Annotated in this window: 21 protein-coding genes; 10 read left to right on the top strand and 11 right to left on the bottom strand. The window is 63.6% G+C overall.

Going from position 1 to position 16,570, the window contains the following annotated elements; genetic code table 11:
- Positions 1-64 precede the first annotated feature (64 nt).
- Together ACSBOB_RS18760 and ACSBOB_RS18755 are read right to left on the bottom strand one after the other, a co-directional pair.
- Positions 65-1,063 carry a P1 family peptidase gene (locus tag ACSBOB_RS18760; RefSeq protein WP_442577612.1) on the bottom strand — a complete coding sequence of 333 codons (999 nt, stop codon included), beginning with the start codon at positions 1,061-1,063 and terminating at the stop codon, positions 65-67.
- The gene (locus tag ACSBOB_RS18755; protein ID WP_442577611.1) at positions 1,060-2,115 is read right to left on the bottom strand and encodes a branched-chain amino acid ABC transporter substrate-binding protein; all 1,056 of its coding nucleotides are present in this window, start codon (positions 2,113-2,115) and stop codon (positions 1,060-1,062) included. The genes ACSBOB_RS18760 and ACSBOB_RS18755 overlap by 4 nt, the downstream gene beginning before the upstream one ends.
- Before the next feature lie 183 nt (positions 2,116-2,298).
- Between ACSBOB_RS18755 and ACSBOB_RS18750 the strand changes: the two genes are divergently transcribed.
- The 7 genes from ACSBOB_RS18750 to ACSBOB_RS18720 all read left to right on the top strand — a co-directional run bounded on the left by ACSBOB_RS18750 (position 2,299) and on the right by ACSBOB_RS18720 (position 8,830).
- Complete coding sequence (locus tag ACSBOB_RS18750; protein WP_442577610.1) at positions 2,299-2,793, top strand: flavin reductase; 495 nt, start codon at positions 2,299-2,301, stop codon at positions 2,791-2,793.
- Between the two features lie 15 nt (positions 2,794-2,808).
- Positions 2,809-3,738, top strand: a complete 930-nt coding sequence (locus tag ACSBOB_RS18745; RefSeq protein WP_442577609.1) for an AAA family ATPase — start codon at positions 2,809-2,811, stop codon at positions 3,736-3,738.
- A 4-nt stretch (positions 3,739-3,742) separates the two neighbouring features.
- Complete coding sequence (locus ACSBOB_RS18740) at positions 3,743-4,993, top strand: vWA domain-containing protein (protein ID WP_442577608.1); 1,251 nt, start codon at positions 3,743-3,745, stop codon at positions 4,991-4,993.
- A gap of 22 nt (positions 4,994-5,015) precedes the next feature.
- Entirely contained in the window at positions 5,016-5,351 is a 336-nt protein-coding gene (locus ACSBOB_RS18735; protein WP_442577607.1) for an XdhC family protein, read from the top strand.
- Positions 5,352-5,354: 3 nt separating this feature from the next.
- Positions 5,355-6,065 (top strand): XdhC family protein, encoded by a 711-nt coding sequence (locus ACSBOB_RS18730; RefSeq protein WP_442577606.1) that lies wholly within the window; start codon positions 5,355-5,357, stop codon positions 6,063-6,065.
- Entirely contained in the window at positions 6,062-7,669 is a 1,608-nt protein-coding gene (locus ACSBOB_RS18725; RefSeq protein ID WP_442577605.1) for an NTP transferase domain-containing protein, read from the top strand. The genes ACSBOB_RS18730 and ACSBOB_RS18725 overlap by 4 nt, the downstream gene beginning before the upstream one ends.
- Before the next feature lie 312 nt (positions 7,670-7,981).
- Positions 7,982-8,830 carry an alpha/beta hydrolase family protein gene (locus ACSBOB_RS18720; protein ID WP_442577604.1) on the top strand — a complete coding sequence of 283 codons (849 nt, stop codon included), beginning with the start codon at positions 7,982-7,984 and terminating at the stop codon, positions 8,828-8,830.
- 49 nt (positions 8,831-8,879) lie between these two features.
- Here the strand turns inward: ACSBOB_RS18720 and ACSBOB_RS18715 are convergent, their stop codons facing one another.
- The gene (locus ACSBOB_RS18715; RefSeq protein WP_442577603.1) at positions 8,880-9,923 is read right to left on the bottom strand and encodes a DUF1176 domain-containing protein; all 1,044 of its coding nucleotides are present in this window, start codon (positions 9,921-9,923) and stop codon (positions 8,880-8,882) included.
- A gap of 138 nt (positions 9,924-10,061) precedes the next feature.
- On the opposite strand from ACSBOB_RS18715, the gene ACSBOB_RS18710 reads away from it, so the two are divergent.
- Positions 10,062-10,565 (top strand): DUF1993 domain-containing protein, encoded by a 504-nt coding sequence (locus ACSBOB_RS18710; RefSeq protein ID WP_442577602.1) that lies wholly within the window; start codon positions 10,062-10,064, stop codon positions 10,563-10,565.
- Between the two features lie 48 nt (positions 10,566-10,613).
- Here ACSBOB_RS18710 and ACSBOB_RS18705 read toward each other — a convergent pair whose 3' ends face one another.
- Positions 10,614-10,781, bottom strand: coding sequence for a hypothetical protein (locus ACSBOB_RS18705; RefSeq protein WP_442577601.1), 168 nt, complete (start codon positions 10,779-10,781; stop codon positions 10,614-10,616).
- A gap of 214 nt (positions 10,782-10,995) precedes the next feature.
- On the opposite strand from ACSBOB_RS18705, the gene ACSBOB_RS18700 reads away from it, so the two are divergent.
- A complete protein-coding gene (locus ACSBOB_RS18700; protein WP_442577600.1) occupies positions 10,996-11,442 on the top strand; it encodes a hypothetical protein in 447 nt (148 codons plus the stop codon).
- Positions 11,443-11,652: 210 nt separating this feature from the next.
- Entirely contained in the window at positions 11,653-12,705 is a 1,053-nt protein-coding gene (locus tag ACSBOB_RS18695; protein ID WP_442577599.1) for an aldo/keto reductase, read from the top strand.
- A gap of 241 nt (positions 12,706-12,946) precedes the next feature.
- On the opposite strand, the gene ACSBOB_RS18690 is transcribed toward ACSBOB_RS18695, so the two are convergent.
- The 7 genes from ACSBOB_RS18690 to ACSBOB_RS18660 form a co-directional block, all read right to left on the bottom strand.
- The gene (locus ACSBOB_RS18690; protein ID WP_442583768.1) at positions 12,947-13,165 is read right to left on the bottom strand and encodes a DUF982 domain-containing protein; all 219 of its coding nucleotides are present in this window, start codon (positions 13,163-13,165) and stop codon (positions 12,947-12,949) included.
- A 108-nt stretch (positions 13,166-13,273) separates the two neighbouring features.
- Positions 13,274-14,707: a calcium-binding protein gene (locus ACSBOB_RS18685; protein WP_442577598.1), complete on the bottom strand. Its 1,434-nt coding sequence runs from the start codon at positions 14,705-14,707 to the stop codon at positions 13,274-13,276.
- 135 nt (positions 14,708-14,842) lie between these two features.
- Positions 14,843-15,034, bottom strand: coding sequence for a hypothetical protein (locus ACSBOB_RS18680; RefSeq protein WP_442577597.1), 192 nt, complete (start codon positions 15,032-15,034; stop codon positions 14,843-14,845).
- Positions 15,031-15,258 carry a hypothetical protein gene (locus ACSBOB_RS18675; protein ID WP_442577596.1) on the bottom strand — a complete coding sequence of 76 codons (228 nt, stop codon included), beginning with the start codon at positions 15,256-15,258 and terminating at the stop codon, positions 15,031-15,033. Before ACSBOB_RS18675 ends, ACSBOB_RS18680 begins: the two co-directional genes overlap by 4 nt.
- A gap of 23 nt (positions 15,259-15,281) precedes the next feature.
- Positions 15,282-15,776 carry a hypothetical protein gene (locus tag ACSBOB_RS18670; protein WP_442577595.1) on the bottom strand — a complete coding sequence of 165 codons (495 nt, stop codon included), beginning with the start codon at positions 15,774-15,776 and terminating at the stop codon, positions 15,282-15,284.
- A complete protein-coding gene (locus ACSBOB_RS18665; protein ID WP_442577594.1) occupies positions 15,773-16,222 on the bottom strand; it encodes a hypothetical protein in 450 nt (149 codons plus the stop codon). Before ACSBOB_RS18665 ends, ACSBOB_RS18670 begins: the two co-directional genes overlap by 4 nt.
- A complete protein-coding gene (locus tag ACSBOB_RS18660) occupies positions 16,216-16,545 on the bottom strand; it encodes a hypothetical protein (protein ID WP_442577593.1) in 330 nt (109 codons plus the stop codon). Before ACSBOB_RS18660 ends, ACSBOB_RS18665 begins: the two co-directional genes overlap by 7 nt.
- Positions 16,546-16,570: the final 25 nt, after the last annotated feature.

Below are 16,570 nucleotides of genomic sequence, written 5' to 3'. Positions count from 1 at the left end.
AACGTCTTGTGATGGATCGGTCTGCCATCACTTTCGATCGAGCAGGGCAAGATCGCCGGGGCGTTCACCGCGCCAACCAGACCGGGAACAGATCGCCTTCGGCTGGCGTCGCCGCGTATATGCCGCGCGCAATGGCGCGGGCCATGGTTGCGCCGGCCGCCGCATAGAGATCAATCGCGGCATCCGGCGCCGGTGCCGCGCCGCTGCGACCGGTCGCAAGCGAAAAGATAAGATCACCGTCGACCGGAGTATGCGCCGGCCATATGGCGCGCGCAAATCCGTCATGCGCGGCCATTGCCAACCACTTCGCCTGAGCCTTGGTCAGCACCGCGTCGGTGGCGATGACCGCGATGGTCGTATTGGCGCCTTGGTCGCGGAATTTCAGTCGGATGTCGCTGGCGTCGGCCGGCAGCGGGGAGGGGTAGCCGAGCCCGCCGAACTCGTCGCCGATCTCGAACGGCGCGGCCCAGAAATGGCGTGACCCGCCGACCGTCACCGATCCCGTGGCGTTGACGGCGACAAGCGCGCCGAGCACCGTGCCGTCCGGCATGACGGTCGAGGCGGAGCCGAGTCCGCCCTTCAGCCCGAAGGTCAGCGCACCGGTTCCTGCGCCGGCTGTGCCGATGGAGAAGTCGGCGGATGCCGCGTGGACCGCCTCATAGCCGAGTTCGCGGTAGGGCGGGTGGCGGCCCCAGTCCTTGTCGCCGCCATTGGTCAGGTCGAAGAGGATCGCGGCGGGCACAATCGGTATGTGCAGGCCGCGCACCTCGAAGCCGATGCCTTGCTCGCGCAGCGCCGACTGCACGCCGGAGGCGGCATCGAGCCCGAAGGCCGATCCGCCGGAAAGCACGATGGCGTTGATCGTCTGCACCGAATTGTGCGGCTCCAGCAGGTCGGTCTCGCGCGTTCCCGGCGCGCCGCCCAGAACCTGCACGCCAGCCACTGCCGGTTCGTCGCAGACGACGACCGTCGTGCCGGATTTGAGCCGTGCGTCGGATGCATTGCCGACCCGCAGGCCGGCGACGTCGGTGATCAGGTTTTTGGGGCCGGCGCGAAAACTCATTGGCTCTCCAGTGGGACGAACCGCGCGCCGTCATAGCGGAAAATCCGAAACGGGCTTGTCGCGAGGTCGCCCTTCGGATCGAAGCGGATATCCCCCAGCGCCGTAGCATAAGGACCGCCGAGCGTCAGTGCAGCCAAGTCCTGGTTGGTGCTCGCAGCGGCGATTGCCACCTGCATCGCCGCATAGGCAGGCAGGACATAGCCTTCCGGCACAATGTGGCGCTCGGCGAGTGTCTGTAGTGCCGCCGGATCGGCGATCTCTGCCCATTCCGGCGGGCCGACCATCAGCGTTCCGACGCCCAGCGGCACGCCGTTGGAGGCGGAGCGCAAGGTTTCGCCGCCGGCAAAGGTCAGTTGTGCGCCGAGCCCCGCTGCATCGCGGGTCATGATGGCGATGTCGTCGCGGTCGCCGCCTACGAAGACGTTGGTCGCGCCCGCCTTGCGCAGCCTGCCGGCCAGGCCGATCTGGTTCTCCATCTGCGGGCGATAGGTGTCGACGAAGACCGGCTTCAGCCCCCGGCTTGCGGCGCTCGCGCGAAAATTCTCGGCAAGGTCGCGGCCATAGATGGTCCCGTCATCGACCATCGCGAACAGGCTGTCGCGCCACTGCGTGACGAGCAGCGTGCCGATGGCGTTCTCCTCGGCGTCGGCGCGGGGCGCAAGCCGATAGATTAGCCACCCGGTTTTTTCGCGGCGGTCAGTCAGGCTGTCGGTGCGCACGCCCGGCGTGATGGTCGGAATGCCGGCGTCCTTCAGGATCGGCAGTGCCGCCTCGACCGACTCGGTGCAGAGGAAGCCGACGACGATTTTCACCTCGGCATCGACGAATCGCCGGGCGGCGGCGGCACCGCCTTCGGCGGTGCAGGCATCGTCCGCGACCTCGAGAACCGTATCGCCGGCGGCCGCCCGTGCGCCGTTCAGCACTTGCCGGCCGAGCAGTTCCGAGGGGCCGCTGAGCGGCGCGGCCACGCCCACCTTGAGCGCCTGCGCGCGCGCCGGAAACACGGTTAGCGACAGGGCCAGAAGCGCGGTCGCTGCCTTGGCGAACTGCATGCCCGCGTGCCGTCCTTTCGAAGCCGATTTGCGCGCATCAATGCGGCGCGCGTCCGGGCAAACTCGTAACGGCGTCATCCCGCTGGCGCAACAGGCGATTTCGGATGGCCAGATCAGCGGTTTCTTGTGGCGCGCCGTGTATCCCCATATATAGCGGTCAGTCCTCCAGATCGGGAATGCCGGGTGCTCAAGAAAAGCGACGTCGAGCCGCAGACCTACCGCGACGCGATGGCGCGTTTCGCAGGCGCCGTGCATGTGGTCACCACGGATGGCGAGGCGGGCCTGCGCGGCGCCACCGTGATCGCCGCCTGCTCGGTCTCCGACGCGCCGCCGATGATCCTGGTCTGCATAAACCGCGAGAACGCGAAGAACGAGGCGTTCGTGAAGAACGGGCGTTTCGCGCTGAACACGCTGACGCCGGCGCATGAGGCGCTGGCCGTGGCGTTTTCCGGCGTCACCGGCCTGCCGGTCGAGGAGCGCTTCGCTCTGGGACAATGGAATACGATCGCCTCGGGCGCTCCGGCGCTGGTCGACGCTATGGCGGTGTTCGACTGCGAATTGTTCGAATCCAAGGACATGGCGACCCATCGTATTCTTTTTGGCAAGGTGACAGGCGTTCGCATCGGCGATAGCCTTGAACCACTGCTTTACCACGACCGGCGCTATCGGGTGCTGTAGGCGCGTGGAGACCTCATGACCGACGCAAAATCCATTCCGCTGCCGCAGTCGATCGACGCGACACTTGAGCTTCTGTCAGGCGCTGACTACGTGGCCGACCGGGCGCTGGCGACGGTTCTGTTCCTGGCGCTGCGCATGAAACGGCCGCTGTTCCTCGAAGGCGAAGCCGGCGTCGGCAAGACCGAGATCGCCAAGGTTCTGGCGACAGCGCTCGGACGGCCGCTGATCCGGCTCCAATGCTACGAGGGGCTGGACGTTTCGTCCGCGGTCTACGAGTGGAACTACGCCGCGCAGATGATCGAGATCCGCATGGAAGAGGCGGAAGGGAAGGTCGATCGCGGCGCAATGGAGCGCAACGTCTTTTCCGAGAAATATTTGATCCGCCGGCCGGTACTTCAGGCGCTGGAAGGCAGGGCCGGCGCCGCGCCCGTCTTCCTGATCGACGAACTCGACCGTACCGACGAGGCGTTCGAAGCTTTTCTGCTCGAAATCCTCTCCGATTTCCAGGTCACCGTGCCGGAACTCGGCACGATCAAGGCGGAAGAGCCGCCGATCGTCATCATCACCACCAACCGCACCCGCGAAATCCACGACGCGCTGAAGCGGCGCTGCCTTTATCATTGGGTCGACTATCCCAACGCCACCCGCGAACTGGACATCGTGTCGCGGAAAGTGCCGCAGGCGAACCGCCGGCTTTCCGCCGAGGTGGTGAAATTCGTGCAGAAATTGCGCGAGATCGAACTGTTCAAGGTTCCCGGCGTGGCCGAGACGATCGACTGGGCCGGCGCGCTCACCGAGCTCGACAAGGTTGCGCTCGATCCGGAAACGGTGTCGGACACGATCGGCGTATTGCTGAAATATCAGGACGACATCGCACGCATCGAGCAGGGCGAAGGCCGCCGCCTCCTCAAAGAGGTCAAGGCGGAGCTCGCGGCGGCGGAGTAGAAGGATGGACACTTTCCGCTCCGACCGGAAAGTCGCTTCCGTCGACGGCCGGCTTGCCGACAACATCGTCTATTTCGCGCGCGCCCTGCGCAAGGCCGGAATGCGGGTCGGACCCGCCTCGGTCAAGGATGCGATCGAGGCAGTGCTGGCCGCCGGCATCGGCAGCCGCGACGATTTCTACTGGACGCTGCATGCCGTGCTGGTGATGCGCCACGAGGACCATGCGGTGTTCGACGAGGCGTTCCGCCTGTTCTGGAAGTCGCGCGAGTTGATCGAAAAACTGCTGGCGATGTTTTCGCCCGTTGCGCTCGACCAGCGCGAGAAGCAGAAGCAGCGTGCTGCCGAGAGCCGGGTCAGCCAGGCGATGTTCGAAGGCCAGCAGAACCGGCAACCGCCGCGCGAGATTCCCGAGATCGAGGTCGACGCCCGCTTCACCGTTTCCGGCAGTGAGGTGCTGCGCGGAAAGGATTTCGCGCAGATGACGGTCGCCGAACTCGGCGAGGCACGGCGCGAGATCCAAGCGCTGCGGTTGCCCTTCGACATGGTCTCCACCCGCCGCTTCAAGGCCGATCCGCGCGGCCGCAAGATCGATCCGCGCGCCATGATGCGGTCGTCGGCGCGCACCGGCGGCGAGCTGATCCTACCGAAATTCCGCTCGCAGCGCGAAATCCATCCGCCGCTGGTGGTGCTGGCAGACATTTCCGGTTCGATGAGCCAGTACACCCGAATCTTTCTGCATTTCCTGCATGCGCTGACCGAGAAGCGGCGGCGCGTGCATGCCTTTGTCTTCGGCACGCGGCTGACCAACCTGACCCGGCAGATGCGTCACCGCGATCCCGATGCGGCGCTCGCCGATTGCTCGGCGGCGGTGAAGGACTGGTCGGGCGGCACGCGCATCGGCGACACGTTGCACGAGTTCAATCGGAAATGGTCGCGGCGCGTGCTGGGGCAGGGCGCCGTGGTGCTGCTGATCACCGACGGGCTGGAGCGCGACGATGTTGGCGAACTGGAAGCTGAGATGGAGCGGCTGCAAAAGTCCTGCCGGCGGCTGATCTGGATGAATCCGCTGCTACGCTTCGACGGTTTCGAGGCGCGCGCTCGCGGCGTACGGGCCATGCTGCCGCATGTCGATGAATTCCGGCCGGTGCATAATCTGAACGCGCTTGCCGATCTTTGCGCCTCCTTGGGAAAACACCCCCGGGGCGGCGTCGATCCACGCCGGTTCCTAGCGACGCCTGAGCGGCGTGCGGCCTGACCGGGAAACGAGGAGAGAAAACATGTCCCTGACGACGCTTGACGAAAGCCGCGATCCCCTGGCGATCGCGGAGGAGTGGATGGATAGCGGTCGCGACGTTGCCATCGCCACGGTCATCGAGACCTGGGGCTCGGCGCCGCGCCCCGTCGGCAGCCATCTGGTGATCGACGCCGACGGCAATTTTCACGGCTCGGTCTCCGGCGGCTGCGTTGAGGGTGCGGTGGTGACCGAGGCGATGGACGTGCTCGGTGACGGCAAGGCGCGCATGCTGGAGTTCGGCGTCGCCGACGAGACCGCCTGGCGGGTCGGCCTGTCCTGCGGTGGCCGCATCAAAGTCTATGTCGAGAAACTGGGCTGAGCGATGGATCTGCTGTCGCTGAAGGCCCTTAATGCCGAACGCCGGGCGCGCCGCGCGGCGATCCTGTTGACTGAGTTGAAGAGCGATACCGACCGCATCGTCCGGGAAGGCGATGTGGTTACGGGCGAGCTTGGCGAGGCTGTCAGGAAGGCCTTTCGCACAGGGATTTCGACTTCTGTCGATGTCGACGGCGTCGGCTACTTCCTCAATGTCGCGCTGCCTCGTCCCCGCCTCGTGGTGGTTGGCGCTGTGCATATCAGCCAGGCGCTGGCGCCGATGGCCAAGGTCGCCGGCTTCGACATGGAGATCGTCGACCCGCGGACCGCCTTTGCCACTGCCGAGCGCTTTCCCCACGTGCCGCTGCATGCCGAATGGCCGGAGCCGGTGCTGCAGTCGCGTCCGTTGGACGCCTACACGGCGCTTTGCGCGATCACCCATGATCCGAAGATCGACGATTTCGCACTGAAGGCAGCGCTCGACGCCGGCTGCTTCTATGTCGGGGCGCTCGGCAGCCGCAAGACGCATGCCGCCCGTGTGCAACGCCTTCTGGAAGCCGGCGCTAGCGGCGAGCAGATCGCGCGCATCCACGCGCCGATCGGCCTCGATATCGGCGCCGTCAGCCCGCAGGAGATCGCGGTCGCCATTCTGGCACAGGTGATCCAGGTGTTCCGGTCGCGCGGGCTGGGCAGCGTCGAGAAGGGCAGGGTGGCGTGAGGTTCGGGCCGATAGAGATTGCCGAAGCGGAAGGAGCGCTGCTTGCGCATGCGGTGCATGCCGGGGAAAGGCGGTTTCCCAAGGCGCATCGCATTTCCGCTGACGACATCGCGCTGCTCGGCGCAGCCGGCGTGGAGCAGGTCATCGCCGCCGTGCTGGAGGCCGGCGATCTCGACGAGGATGTCGCCGCGACACGCATCGCCGCCGCGATCCAGTTGCGCAATGTCGACGTGAAACCAGCCTCGACAGGGCGCGTCAATCTGCACGCGGCGGCGGCCGGTGTATTCACCGTCGACGCCGCGACGGTCGACGCCATCAACGCCGTCGACCCGGCGATCACCATCGCCACGCTGGCCGACAAGGCCGCGGTCGAACGCGGCCAGATGGTCGCGACGGTGAAGATCATCCCGTTCGCGATTGCCGCGCATCTGGTGGATGAAGCCTGCGCGATCCTGAGAAGTCGGCCGCTTTTCGAGGTTCACCCCTTCGCCGCACTGAAGGTCGGGCTGGTCCACACCATGCTCCCCGGCCTGAAGGACAGCGTGGTCGCCAAGACGACGCGCATCACCGAGGACCGGTTGGAACGCTCCGGCAGCGTGGTCGCCGGTGAAAAGCGGGTGCCGCATGATGCGAAGGATGTGGCAACGGCCATCGCGCAGGTGCTTGTAGGCAGCGACATGGCCATCGTCTTCGGCGCGTCGGCCATGTGCGATTTCGACGACGTGATCCCGGCGGCGATTCGTGCGGCGGGTGGCGAAGTCGTCCGCGCCGGTATGCCGGTCGACCCCGGCAATCTGATTGTGCTGGGGCGCATCGGTGGCAAGACGGTGATCGGCGCGCCGGGCTGCGCCCGCAGTCCCAAGGAGAACGGTTTTGATTGGGTGCTCGACCGCCTGCTGGCCGGGCTGGACGTCACCGCGCGGGACATCGCCGGCATGGGCGTCGGCGGGCTGCTGATGGAAATTCCGACGCGCCCGCAGCCGCGCGAGGCACGCCGCCCCAACGGCGATGCGGTGCATGCGGTGGTGCTGGCCGCCGGCCGTTCGACCCGCATGGGCGGACCGAACAAGCTGCTTGCGCGCTTCGGCGGCGAGCCATTGATCCGCCGGGTCGTTGCCGCAGCGCTGGCGAGCAAGGCGCGGTCCGTCGCGGTCGTCACCGGTCATCAGGCGGAACGCATCCGCGCCGCGCTCGATGGCCTCGACGTGCGTTTTGCCAACAATCCCGATTTCGCCAGCGGGCTGGCAAGCTCGCTCAGGACCGGTATCGCCAGCCTGCCGCCGAATACGGCCGGCACTCTGATCGTACTCGGCGACATGCCGGAGGTTTCGGCGCGCGACCTGGACAGGCTTGTTGCAAGCTTCGTCGCTTCCGGCGGCCAGCAGGTGGTGCGCGCCTCGCACGACGGAAAGCGCGGCAATCCGGTCATCCTGCCGCGATCTGTGTTCGCGGACGTGCTGAAACTGGAAGGTGATGTCGGCGCCCGGCATGTCATCGAATCCGGGTCGGCCGGGGTGATAGACGTGGAGATCGGGCAGGGGGCTTGCGTCGATGTCGACACCGCAGAGGCGATGGCCGAGGCCGGCGGCGTCTTGCAGGATTGAGTTGGCTACATTCCATTGTTGCGTGGCGGTCAGATCATCGACTTTCTACACGGGATGACGGCGGACTTTCCTGACGCTACAAGTCGCCACATGTCCTTTATCGGTTGGCGCTCCTTCCCACCCCCCTCTGTCCTGCCGGACATCTCCCCCTCAAGGGGGGAGATTCGCCGGCCGCTTTGGCTTCGCCCATCGCCAACGTTGCAGAATGTGCGCGGAGAGCGGAGTTGCCAATCTCCCCCCTTGCGGGGGAGATGTCCGGCAGGACAGAGGGGGGTGCGAAGGAATGCCGGGTTTGCCGCAGGCCTAGGCCTGATGCTTGCGGTCCTCTTGGTCGCTCCAGCCTCCGCCCAATCCCTAAAACCCTTTAAGGACGAGCTTTTCGCCTATCCTGCGATTCTCTCCACCGGCGATGGCGGCGCCTATGAGGTGGTCGACTATCAGGAGGCGCGTGACATCGACGCGCGTGACGAGGTCCCGGAGCGGCGGGTCAAGGGCAAATATGTCTCGACCGGCGTGCGCAAGGTACAGAAGGATCTGGTTCTGCGCTCCGACCTCGGCGATATCAGGCACGTGGCGGTAGGCACGACGGAGAACGCGCGCTTCATCACGCTTTACCTGCACGGCCAGGGCGGCAGCCGCAAGCAGGGTGTCGACGATTTTACTTTCGGCGGAAATTTCAATCGCATCAAGAACCTGATGGCCGGCAATGGCGGGCTCTATCTATCGCCCGACTTCCCCGATTTCGGCGAGAAGGGGGCGGGACAGGTTGCAGCCCTTATCGCCCACTACGCGGAGCAGTCGCCGTCGGCAAAAATCTTCGTCGCCTGCGGATCGATGGGCGGCGGGCTGTGCTGGTTGCTTGCCAAGGATCCCGCCATTGCACCCCGCCTCTCCGGCCTGCTGCTGCTCGGCTCGCATTGGGATGACGGCTTTCTCGCCAGCCCGGCCTTCAAGCGCAAGGTGCCGGTGTTCTTCGGCCAGGGCAGCAAGGATACGGTTTTTCCGGTCGAGACGCAGGAGGCGTTCTTCCGCTCCATCCGATCGAAATCAAAGGGCTATCCGACGCGCTTCGTGCGCTTCGAGACCGGTTCGCATGGTACGCCGATCCGCATGACTGATTGGCGGCAGACGCTGAACTGGATGATTTCCGCCGGCCCCTGAGTGAGCTTCGAAACCTCGTCGGGTCGGACAATCCGACTATAACGACCGCTTACGGCCCGGTATGAAAATCCAGCACCGTCTCCGGGTTGATCTCCCCGTCATAGGAGGGGTCGACATCGTACTTCACGAGTGTGAACGTGCCGTCCCGGAATATCCATGTGCCTGACGAAGAGGCGTCGCCGACGCCCCGCCATTTTGCGTGCGAGGTGATCGACTTGGTCGCCTCGTCATAGAAGGAATTGATGAGTTCGTCGTCGACCGTGTAGCCGATAATGGTCATGCTCTCGACCTTGCCGTCGGAATTGTCGTCGACATAGCGGATGTCGAGTTCCGGAGCGGCGAATTGCTGCTCGCGCAGGCCCTCCACCTCGTCGTAGAGATAATAGACGTGGCTCTCGTTATAGGCGCCCATGCCGCAATAGAAGCGGAAGAGACGGGCGTGGCTTTCCGGCTCGTCTTCCGAACTGGAAGCCCGGCGGAACGCGATTGTGTAGGTTTCAGGGTTGGGGCTGACGCCATCCGGCGTGATCGATTCGCATTGGCCGGCATGCAGGGCGGCGAACGCTTTCTTTGCCTGCTCAAGCACCGCGTCCCGGGGTTCGGGCGCCGGCCCGTCTCCGCATTTCTCCGGCAGCTTTTCCTCGAAGGGCTGTTCGGATGCTTTGAGCTGCGCTTTCTCGATGCTCAGTCCGTGGAAAGGCGGCTCCTGGATCTGCGGATTGACCTGGCGCACCGTGTAGCAGCCGGAAAAGACCTGCTCGCTATTGTCCTTGTTGGTCGCCAGGAAAGCGACGGGCAGCGAATAGAAGGTGCTGCCGGCCGCTCCTTCCGCGCCCGGTTCGCCGTTGACGATCTGAATCGACTGGGTGTTCTCGTAGCCCTTGACGAAGCTTTGAAAATCCTTGGACGGCTTCTGGTCGCCGAAATAGTCCCAGGCGCGGGCATATTCCTGCCGGCTGATGGCGTTGTAGAAGGATTTGACGATGGCCGCCGCATCGGAGCGGTCGTCGAGATAGGGTGGTGGCTCCGTCTGGGCGAGACTGACGGTACACGCAAAAAGCGAGAAGGCCGTCGTCAAAAATGCGGTCCGCATCGCGAATCTCCCAGGATCGAAACGAAGAATCACGATTGATTGCGGCTGATTGCGGCGTGGCGATGACGCTTGCAAGCGGCGCCCGGAAGCCCCTATCTCAGCAGGCTAGGCCGAAGCGGCCGAAACGGAGGAAATCCTATGGCGATGTCGATGTATCAGGCGAGCGTGCCTGTGTTCCAGACGCGGCTGAAGAGCCTGTCGAATGTTTTGAAGAAGGCCGATGCCAATGCCGTGGAACGCAAGATCGACCCCGCGGTGTTCCTGAACGACCGGCTGGCGCCCGACATGCTGAAGCTGACCTCGCAGGTGCAGATCGCCACAGACCATGCGAAGGGCGCGCCGTCGCGGCTGGCGACACGCGAAATCGTGCGCTTCGACGACAATGAGACGACTTTTGCGGAATTGCAGGACCGCATCGTGCGCACGCTCGACCTTCTGGCCACGTTCGAGCCGGCCGAGATCGACGGCAGCGAGGACGTCGCGATCCTGATCAAGGGGCGGACGCGCGACCTGTCATTCACCGGCATCGAATATCTGCAGAACTTTGCGATGCCGAATTTCTATTTCCACGTGACGACCGCCTACAACATCCTGCGACACAACGGCGTGCCGCTCGGAAAGATCGATTTTCTGACGGCATGAGCGTCGCAAAGCGTGCCGGCTGAGCCGGCTTGCCTTGTGCAAGGCGCGTCACAGGCCCGCGGCGATCCTGCGCGGCAGGCGCGGGAAATCGGCGGGCCGCACGTCGGTGTCGGTGCGGCCGGTCTCGCTCAGCAATTCGACGATCGCCATCGCGGCGCGGATGCGGCCGATGTCGCGCGGACGCGGTCGGGAGAAGAGTTCCGTAAAGAAAGCCACGGTCAGGCTCCTTCGTTTGTCCTCCCACCATCAGCATATAGGCGATTCGTGACGATTGTGCAGTGCAGCATCGCGCATGGCAGCCCTGCGCGATGAACGGATTGCATCACAATTGTCTCAATTCCGGCCGATGGTTCCGGCAGAATCTTAACGCTCCGCCGATAGTGTCCGGATCGAATTGGCGCTCCAGGAATTGACGGCGGAGGAGGCTGTCATGGGAGAACTGGCGAACCGGGATTTTGCATCCCTTCTCGACGACCTGATCGCCGCGAGCGGTCAGGCCGGGTCTCCCGTTGCTGCGCCGACCATCCCCTTCGACTATCTCTCCGTTGCCGAGGAACTGCACTCCGGCCGCATTCGGGTCTCGGACGACGCCGTCGAGGCGCAATATCGCGAGGCCGCGGGTGACGGGCTTGCCTATGAGCCGGCTGTCGTCCTGGAGCCCGATGTGCCGCTGGCGACCGAGCCGGAGGCCATCGCGATCGAACTCGGCCTCGAAAAGGCTCGCGCCGAAGATTTCCACCGCATCCGCCGCCGTTTCGCCTTCGCCAACCATCCCGACCGCGTCGCGCCGCATCTGCGCGAACGCGCCATGCTGCGCATGCAGGTTGCCAACATGCTGATCGACGAGGCGTCGCGGCGGGCGACGGGAGCGAGATGACGCTGATCGTCCAAGCGGAAACCGCGAAACGCGCCTGTAGATCTTGAGTTCTCGGTTCCGATCTGCTGAACGCACGCCTCGCGAGCCGCGTATGGCGAATTTCGGAAGGCGATGCTGCCGACACTTGGGATTCCCGTCCATCCGGGATATTGTGCCGGGCGGACCTCATCCGTTCCTCCCGCCAGCCCACTCTTCCGGAGACGACCCGATATGCAGAAGCGCCGCCTTGGCCGCACCGATGTGCTTGTTTCCAGCGTTTGCCTCGGCACCATGACCTGGGGACAGCAGAACACCGAGGCCGAAGGCCACGCACAGATGGATTTCGCCGTGGCGCGCGGGGTGAATTTCCTCGACACCGCCGAACTTTATTCGATACCGCCGAAAGCCGAGATCCAGGGCAGCACCGAGCGCATCATCGGCAACTGGCTGAAGGCGCGCGGCAATCGCGACAAGATCGTGCTGGCGACGAAGGTCGCGGGGCGCACGCCGATGGAATGGCTCCGCGGCGGACGCCCCTCGAAGCTGGTGCGCGCCGATATTTTCGATGCGATCGACAAGTCGCTGGCTCGCCTGCAGACCGATTATGTCGACCTCTACCAGATCCATTTCCCGGAACGGCGCGTGCCGTGGGGCGCCAATCCGACCCGCGTCGGCGACTGGCCGGCGCCGCGCGACGAGGACGAGACGCCGATCGCCGAGACGCTCGGCGTCTTCGACGATCTGGTGAAAGCAGGGAAAATCCGCCATCTCGGCGTCTCGAACGAAAGCGCGTGGGGCATCATGCGTTTCCTGTTCGAGGCGGAGAAGAGCGGCGTTCCGCGCGTCGCCTCGGTGCAGAATTCCTACAATCTGGTCAACCGAACCTTCGAGGTGAACCTCGCCGAAGTCGCCGACCGCGAGAATGTCAGCCTGCTCGCCTATTCGCCGCTGGGGCAAGGGTTCCTGACCGGAAAATACAATCACGGGGCGCGGCCCGAACGAGCCCGCACGACGCTGTTCAACCGCAGCCAGCGCTACCAGACGCCGTATGCCGCCGAGGCGATCCTCGCCTACAGCGAACTGGCAGATTCCTTCGGCGTGGAGCCGGCGCTGTTTGCCAGCGCCTTCGTGCTCAGCCGGCCCTTCGTCACCTCCAGCATCATCGGCGCGACCAGCATTCCGCAGCTGGAAACCGCGCTTAACGCGGCCGAGTTCGCGTGGACGGAGGAGATGCAGAAAGCGGTCGACGACCTGCACCAGCGGGTCGGCAATCCATGCCCGTAAGAGGTGCCTGCTCGGCTCCGTAGGCATGCGACCGCAGAAAGGGTAACAAAACCCGCAGGGTTCCGATATATAAGCGCGTGCGCCCGAGACGGGCCTGACGATCCGCTTTCGGAAGAAGCCGATGGAATATCAATCATATAAGGTGGCCGTGGCGCCGATGATGGACTGGACCGACAGGCGCTGAATTCTCGAATTCCTGAAGGCATGTTGTAAGATTTGTTGTAGCATCGGGGGCAGGGCATCACTCAATCAGGATGTCCGCCTCTTTCGCGGCCTCGGCGAATGCCTTCTGAGCCTTGGCCAGCGACATCCGATCGTGCGCCTGCTCCATTGCCTTCACGACAGCCTCCCGCGCCGCACGCTGCTTGGCGCCGCCCTTCGTAGGCCATTTGTGTAGGAGAATGTCGGCCGCCTGGTGATTGTTGTTGACGTTGTGGACCGTGAAGCTCTTGCCGAGCATCACCTTCACCGTTCCATCCCACCAGCCGCTAGCAACTATGACGCAACACTCACTCGACTCAGGCGAATCAATGCGCGAGCGTGCGAGTCGTTGCAGTGGGTAGCGCGCTTAGATCACCACGAAGTCCGCCGCCGTGATCGTCGGTGATCCAGTCAGTGAAGCGAACTTGATCGCAGCATAGGTGCCGCCGGAGCCGTCCCGGTCGTAGAACAGGCTGCCCGTGTCCGAATTGTAGAGGATGCGGTCACTGGCATCCTTTGCGGCCAAGGCGATGTTTTTGAACGCTGCCGCGGAAAGTGTGCCAGCGACCAGACCCAGGAAAAACGCATTGTCGATCTGGATGGTGTCAGCGGCCGCATTGAAATCGAGAATGATGTCGACATTGGTCGTGGCGTTCAAGGCTGTGTTAAATACAAAGACATCCTTTCCCGCTCCACCTTCAAGCGCGTCATTGCCGGTGTAGCCTTTGAGGGTATCGTTCCCCGCGCCGCCGCGGATCGTATTGTTGACCAAGTTCGCGCCGTTGAGGTTGTCGTTGAAAGCCGAGCCGATGATGCGCTCGATAGATTCGAAAGTGTCGCCTGCGGCTTCGCCACGATTTATCGCTGGGTTCGCCAAGCTCACCGTCACGGCGGATGAAGCTCTCGCGTACGTCACCGTATCGGCGCCGGTGCCTCCGACAAGCCGGTCTGCGCCGATCCCGCCTTCCAGAACGTCATTGCCGCTTTGGCCCTCCAGCCGATTTGCGCCAGCCCCGCCAACGATAGTCTGCGAGAAATCGTTGCCTCTCAAATTTATGGTCGTTGCGAGGCTGCGATCACGCACGCTCAGCAACTCGATTTCGGCCGTTCCGAACAGAAAGAAATCATCCGTCGCGTAAACAGAGTCGTAGCCCTCCCCTGTGCTCTCACGCACGCGGTCCGAATTGCCATCAACGAAGAAAATATCGTTGCCCTTGCCACCGTACATCAAATCGGTGCCACCGGGTCCGCCGTCGATCTTATCGTTGCCATCGCCCCCATAAATGAGATCCACGCCGGTACCGCCGGAGATAATATCGTTGCCTCCTTCGCCATACAGCCTATCCGAACCGTCTCCGCCCTTGAGGTTGTCGGCAAAATCGCCCGAAGTGAAATGGTCATCGCCAGCGCTACCGGTGTAATTCCAAGAGTTTGCTGCGATGATGTTAGCCAGCCGAGTGGTATTGCCGTTCAGCAGCGCCATAGTGTCAGCGGCGGACAGCGACAGGCCTGAGAATGTCACGCGCCCCAATCCCTGCGGGACGTAGCCAGCTGGATAAAGGCTGTCGATCGCCGTAAGGGTGGTGACTTTACTGGCTACGGTGAGCTCATCGCCCACGTAGGCTAGGCCAACCCCCTGCACGACGACACCACCACTCCAAACCGGGGTATCGCCCGACATGCCCTCGCTCGCCCAATAGAACGATGTTGATGTCTGTGCGACGATAGAGTCACTTGAAAAATACCCTGCGAAAAAGACTGTGCTCGGGTCACCGGCGACGGACTGAACTATGGTTGGCATGTGAAACTCATTCTCCTTCGATGGCGGAGCAAAAAAATATAGCGGCGTTTGTTTCCAGGAGAAGTCGTGGAGCACAAACAATGCAACCCGGCCACCTCTCGGCAGCCGGGCTAAAGGTTCCGCCGGCGGTACGTTCTAATGCAGGACAGACCGCTGCTCGTCCTCTCCTTCGACCGGCTCCCGCACGCTGTCACCGATGGCCTGGAGCAGGACGCGATTGTTATGGTCCAGCACCTCGTTAGCCTGCTTCACGCCGCGCCTGTCGCCGAGAAGGAAGCCGAACGCGAAGGCTAAGACGATGCCGGCGGCGATGGCGAGATAGGTCACGCCTCGCCACCTTCTGTCGTATCGCCCTTCAAACCCTCATGGCTTTCGAGCGCGTCTTGAACCGGCTCTATCAGCGACATGGCGAGTTTCTGGGCCTGCCCTATGCTGTCAGCAATGTTCGGGTCAGGCGTGTCTTGCTGCTGGAGGCTCCAAGCCGCCAGTTCGCAAAGACGCATGATCGCCCATGCCTGCCGGCAGCAATCGGCGAGTTGCACGGCGGTCATGTCAGAGTGATGAATGAAGCGACTCATTGTTGCACCGCCTTTCCCCGGCGCGGGCGGCGAGGTCGCCGTGTCGTCGGATGCGCCGCAAGCCAAGCCTTGTCCGCCGCAATCGCCGCCTCAACCTTCGCCCGTTCAACCGGGAACCAAGGCATTTCGCGGCTTTTAAGCGTGGCGATCTTCCACGACAGAGCATCTTGCCGGCCAGCCGGTATCAACAGCGCCACCGCCACCGCTGTCCGCCATTTCCCGAGCATATCGCTCCTGATGGCATGATGCTCTTTGGCTTTGGCGTCGTCGTGCTGAACTACCCGAGCGTAGCGGTCCGCCACCGTATGGAAATCCAAAGAGGCGCGGCAGAACTCGACCACGGTTTGTCCGATAAACCACGCACGGTGACGGGATTGCCGAAGCATGCTGTTGTGGGCGGTATCAACCAGCGTCTCATCCGGCAGTGGGTCGAGACACTGCCCTATGAAGGCGTCCAGCCGTCCCCGGTCCTTCGTTGCCAGGTGGCTCATGATGCCACCGCCTTGTCGTCTTCCTCGCACACTGTCGCGATGGCGACGAACATTCGGGCGTAACCGGCGTTCATGAAGGCGGTATACATCTCGAAGTCCTTCGCCGCCTCCTCCAGCGTCTCCATAACGTCAGGAAGCCATTTCCCCCCGTCATCTCCCTCCATCGCTTGGCGGACAATTTCCATTAGTTCCGGCTTGGTCTTCATGCCTAACCGGATGGCAATGCCGAGCGAGACAAGGCCCGGATTGTGAAGGCGTTTCAGCGTGGGCAAATGCTCCAGCATGTCCGGCGGAAGGGGCTCGCCCCAGTCCAGTTCGGACCATGGACGGTCGGGTTGTCCAGCCTCCGTGGCTGCTACAGCTTCCGTTGCAGCGAGCGGCGATTTCATCGCGGCGATGGCCGCCGTCACTGGAAGCGATCCTAGAAGGGTGCGCCGGTTCAGCATGACCCCACCTCATAGCCCGGCAGATAGCCTAGCTCGTTAAGCGCATCGATGTCGGCGATGCCGCATTCGGCAGGATCAGCCTCCCGCTCGTCATCACCCTCCCGGTCGTCACCGCCATCATATTCGCGGTCATCGTCACCGCCGGCGAAGCCCGCCAGATACGGCTCAAGGTTCTCGTCGCCGTCGATCTCGTCGAGCAGCGCCATCAGGTTTTCGATCGTCGTGGCGATCCGTAGCCGCATGGTCGGCGTGACCGCGAGGAAGGTGGTAGGCTGCGCTGTGGGCAAAGCTCCGCCCGCAGCCGGAACATGGGTGTTCGGCATGGGTATCTCCGTTGAGGTTTTGGTA

This window comes from Mesorhizobium sp. KACC 23794 (assembly GCF_052180275.1).
In the GTDB taxonomy this organism is placed as follows: domain Bacteria; phylum Pseudomonadota; class Alphaproteobacteria; order Rhizobiales; family Rhizobiaceae; genus Kumtagia.
This window is presented reverse-complemented; position numbering and strand designations above follow the sequence as displayed.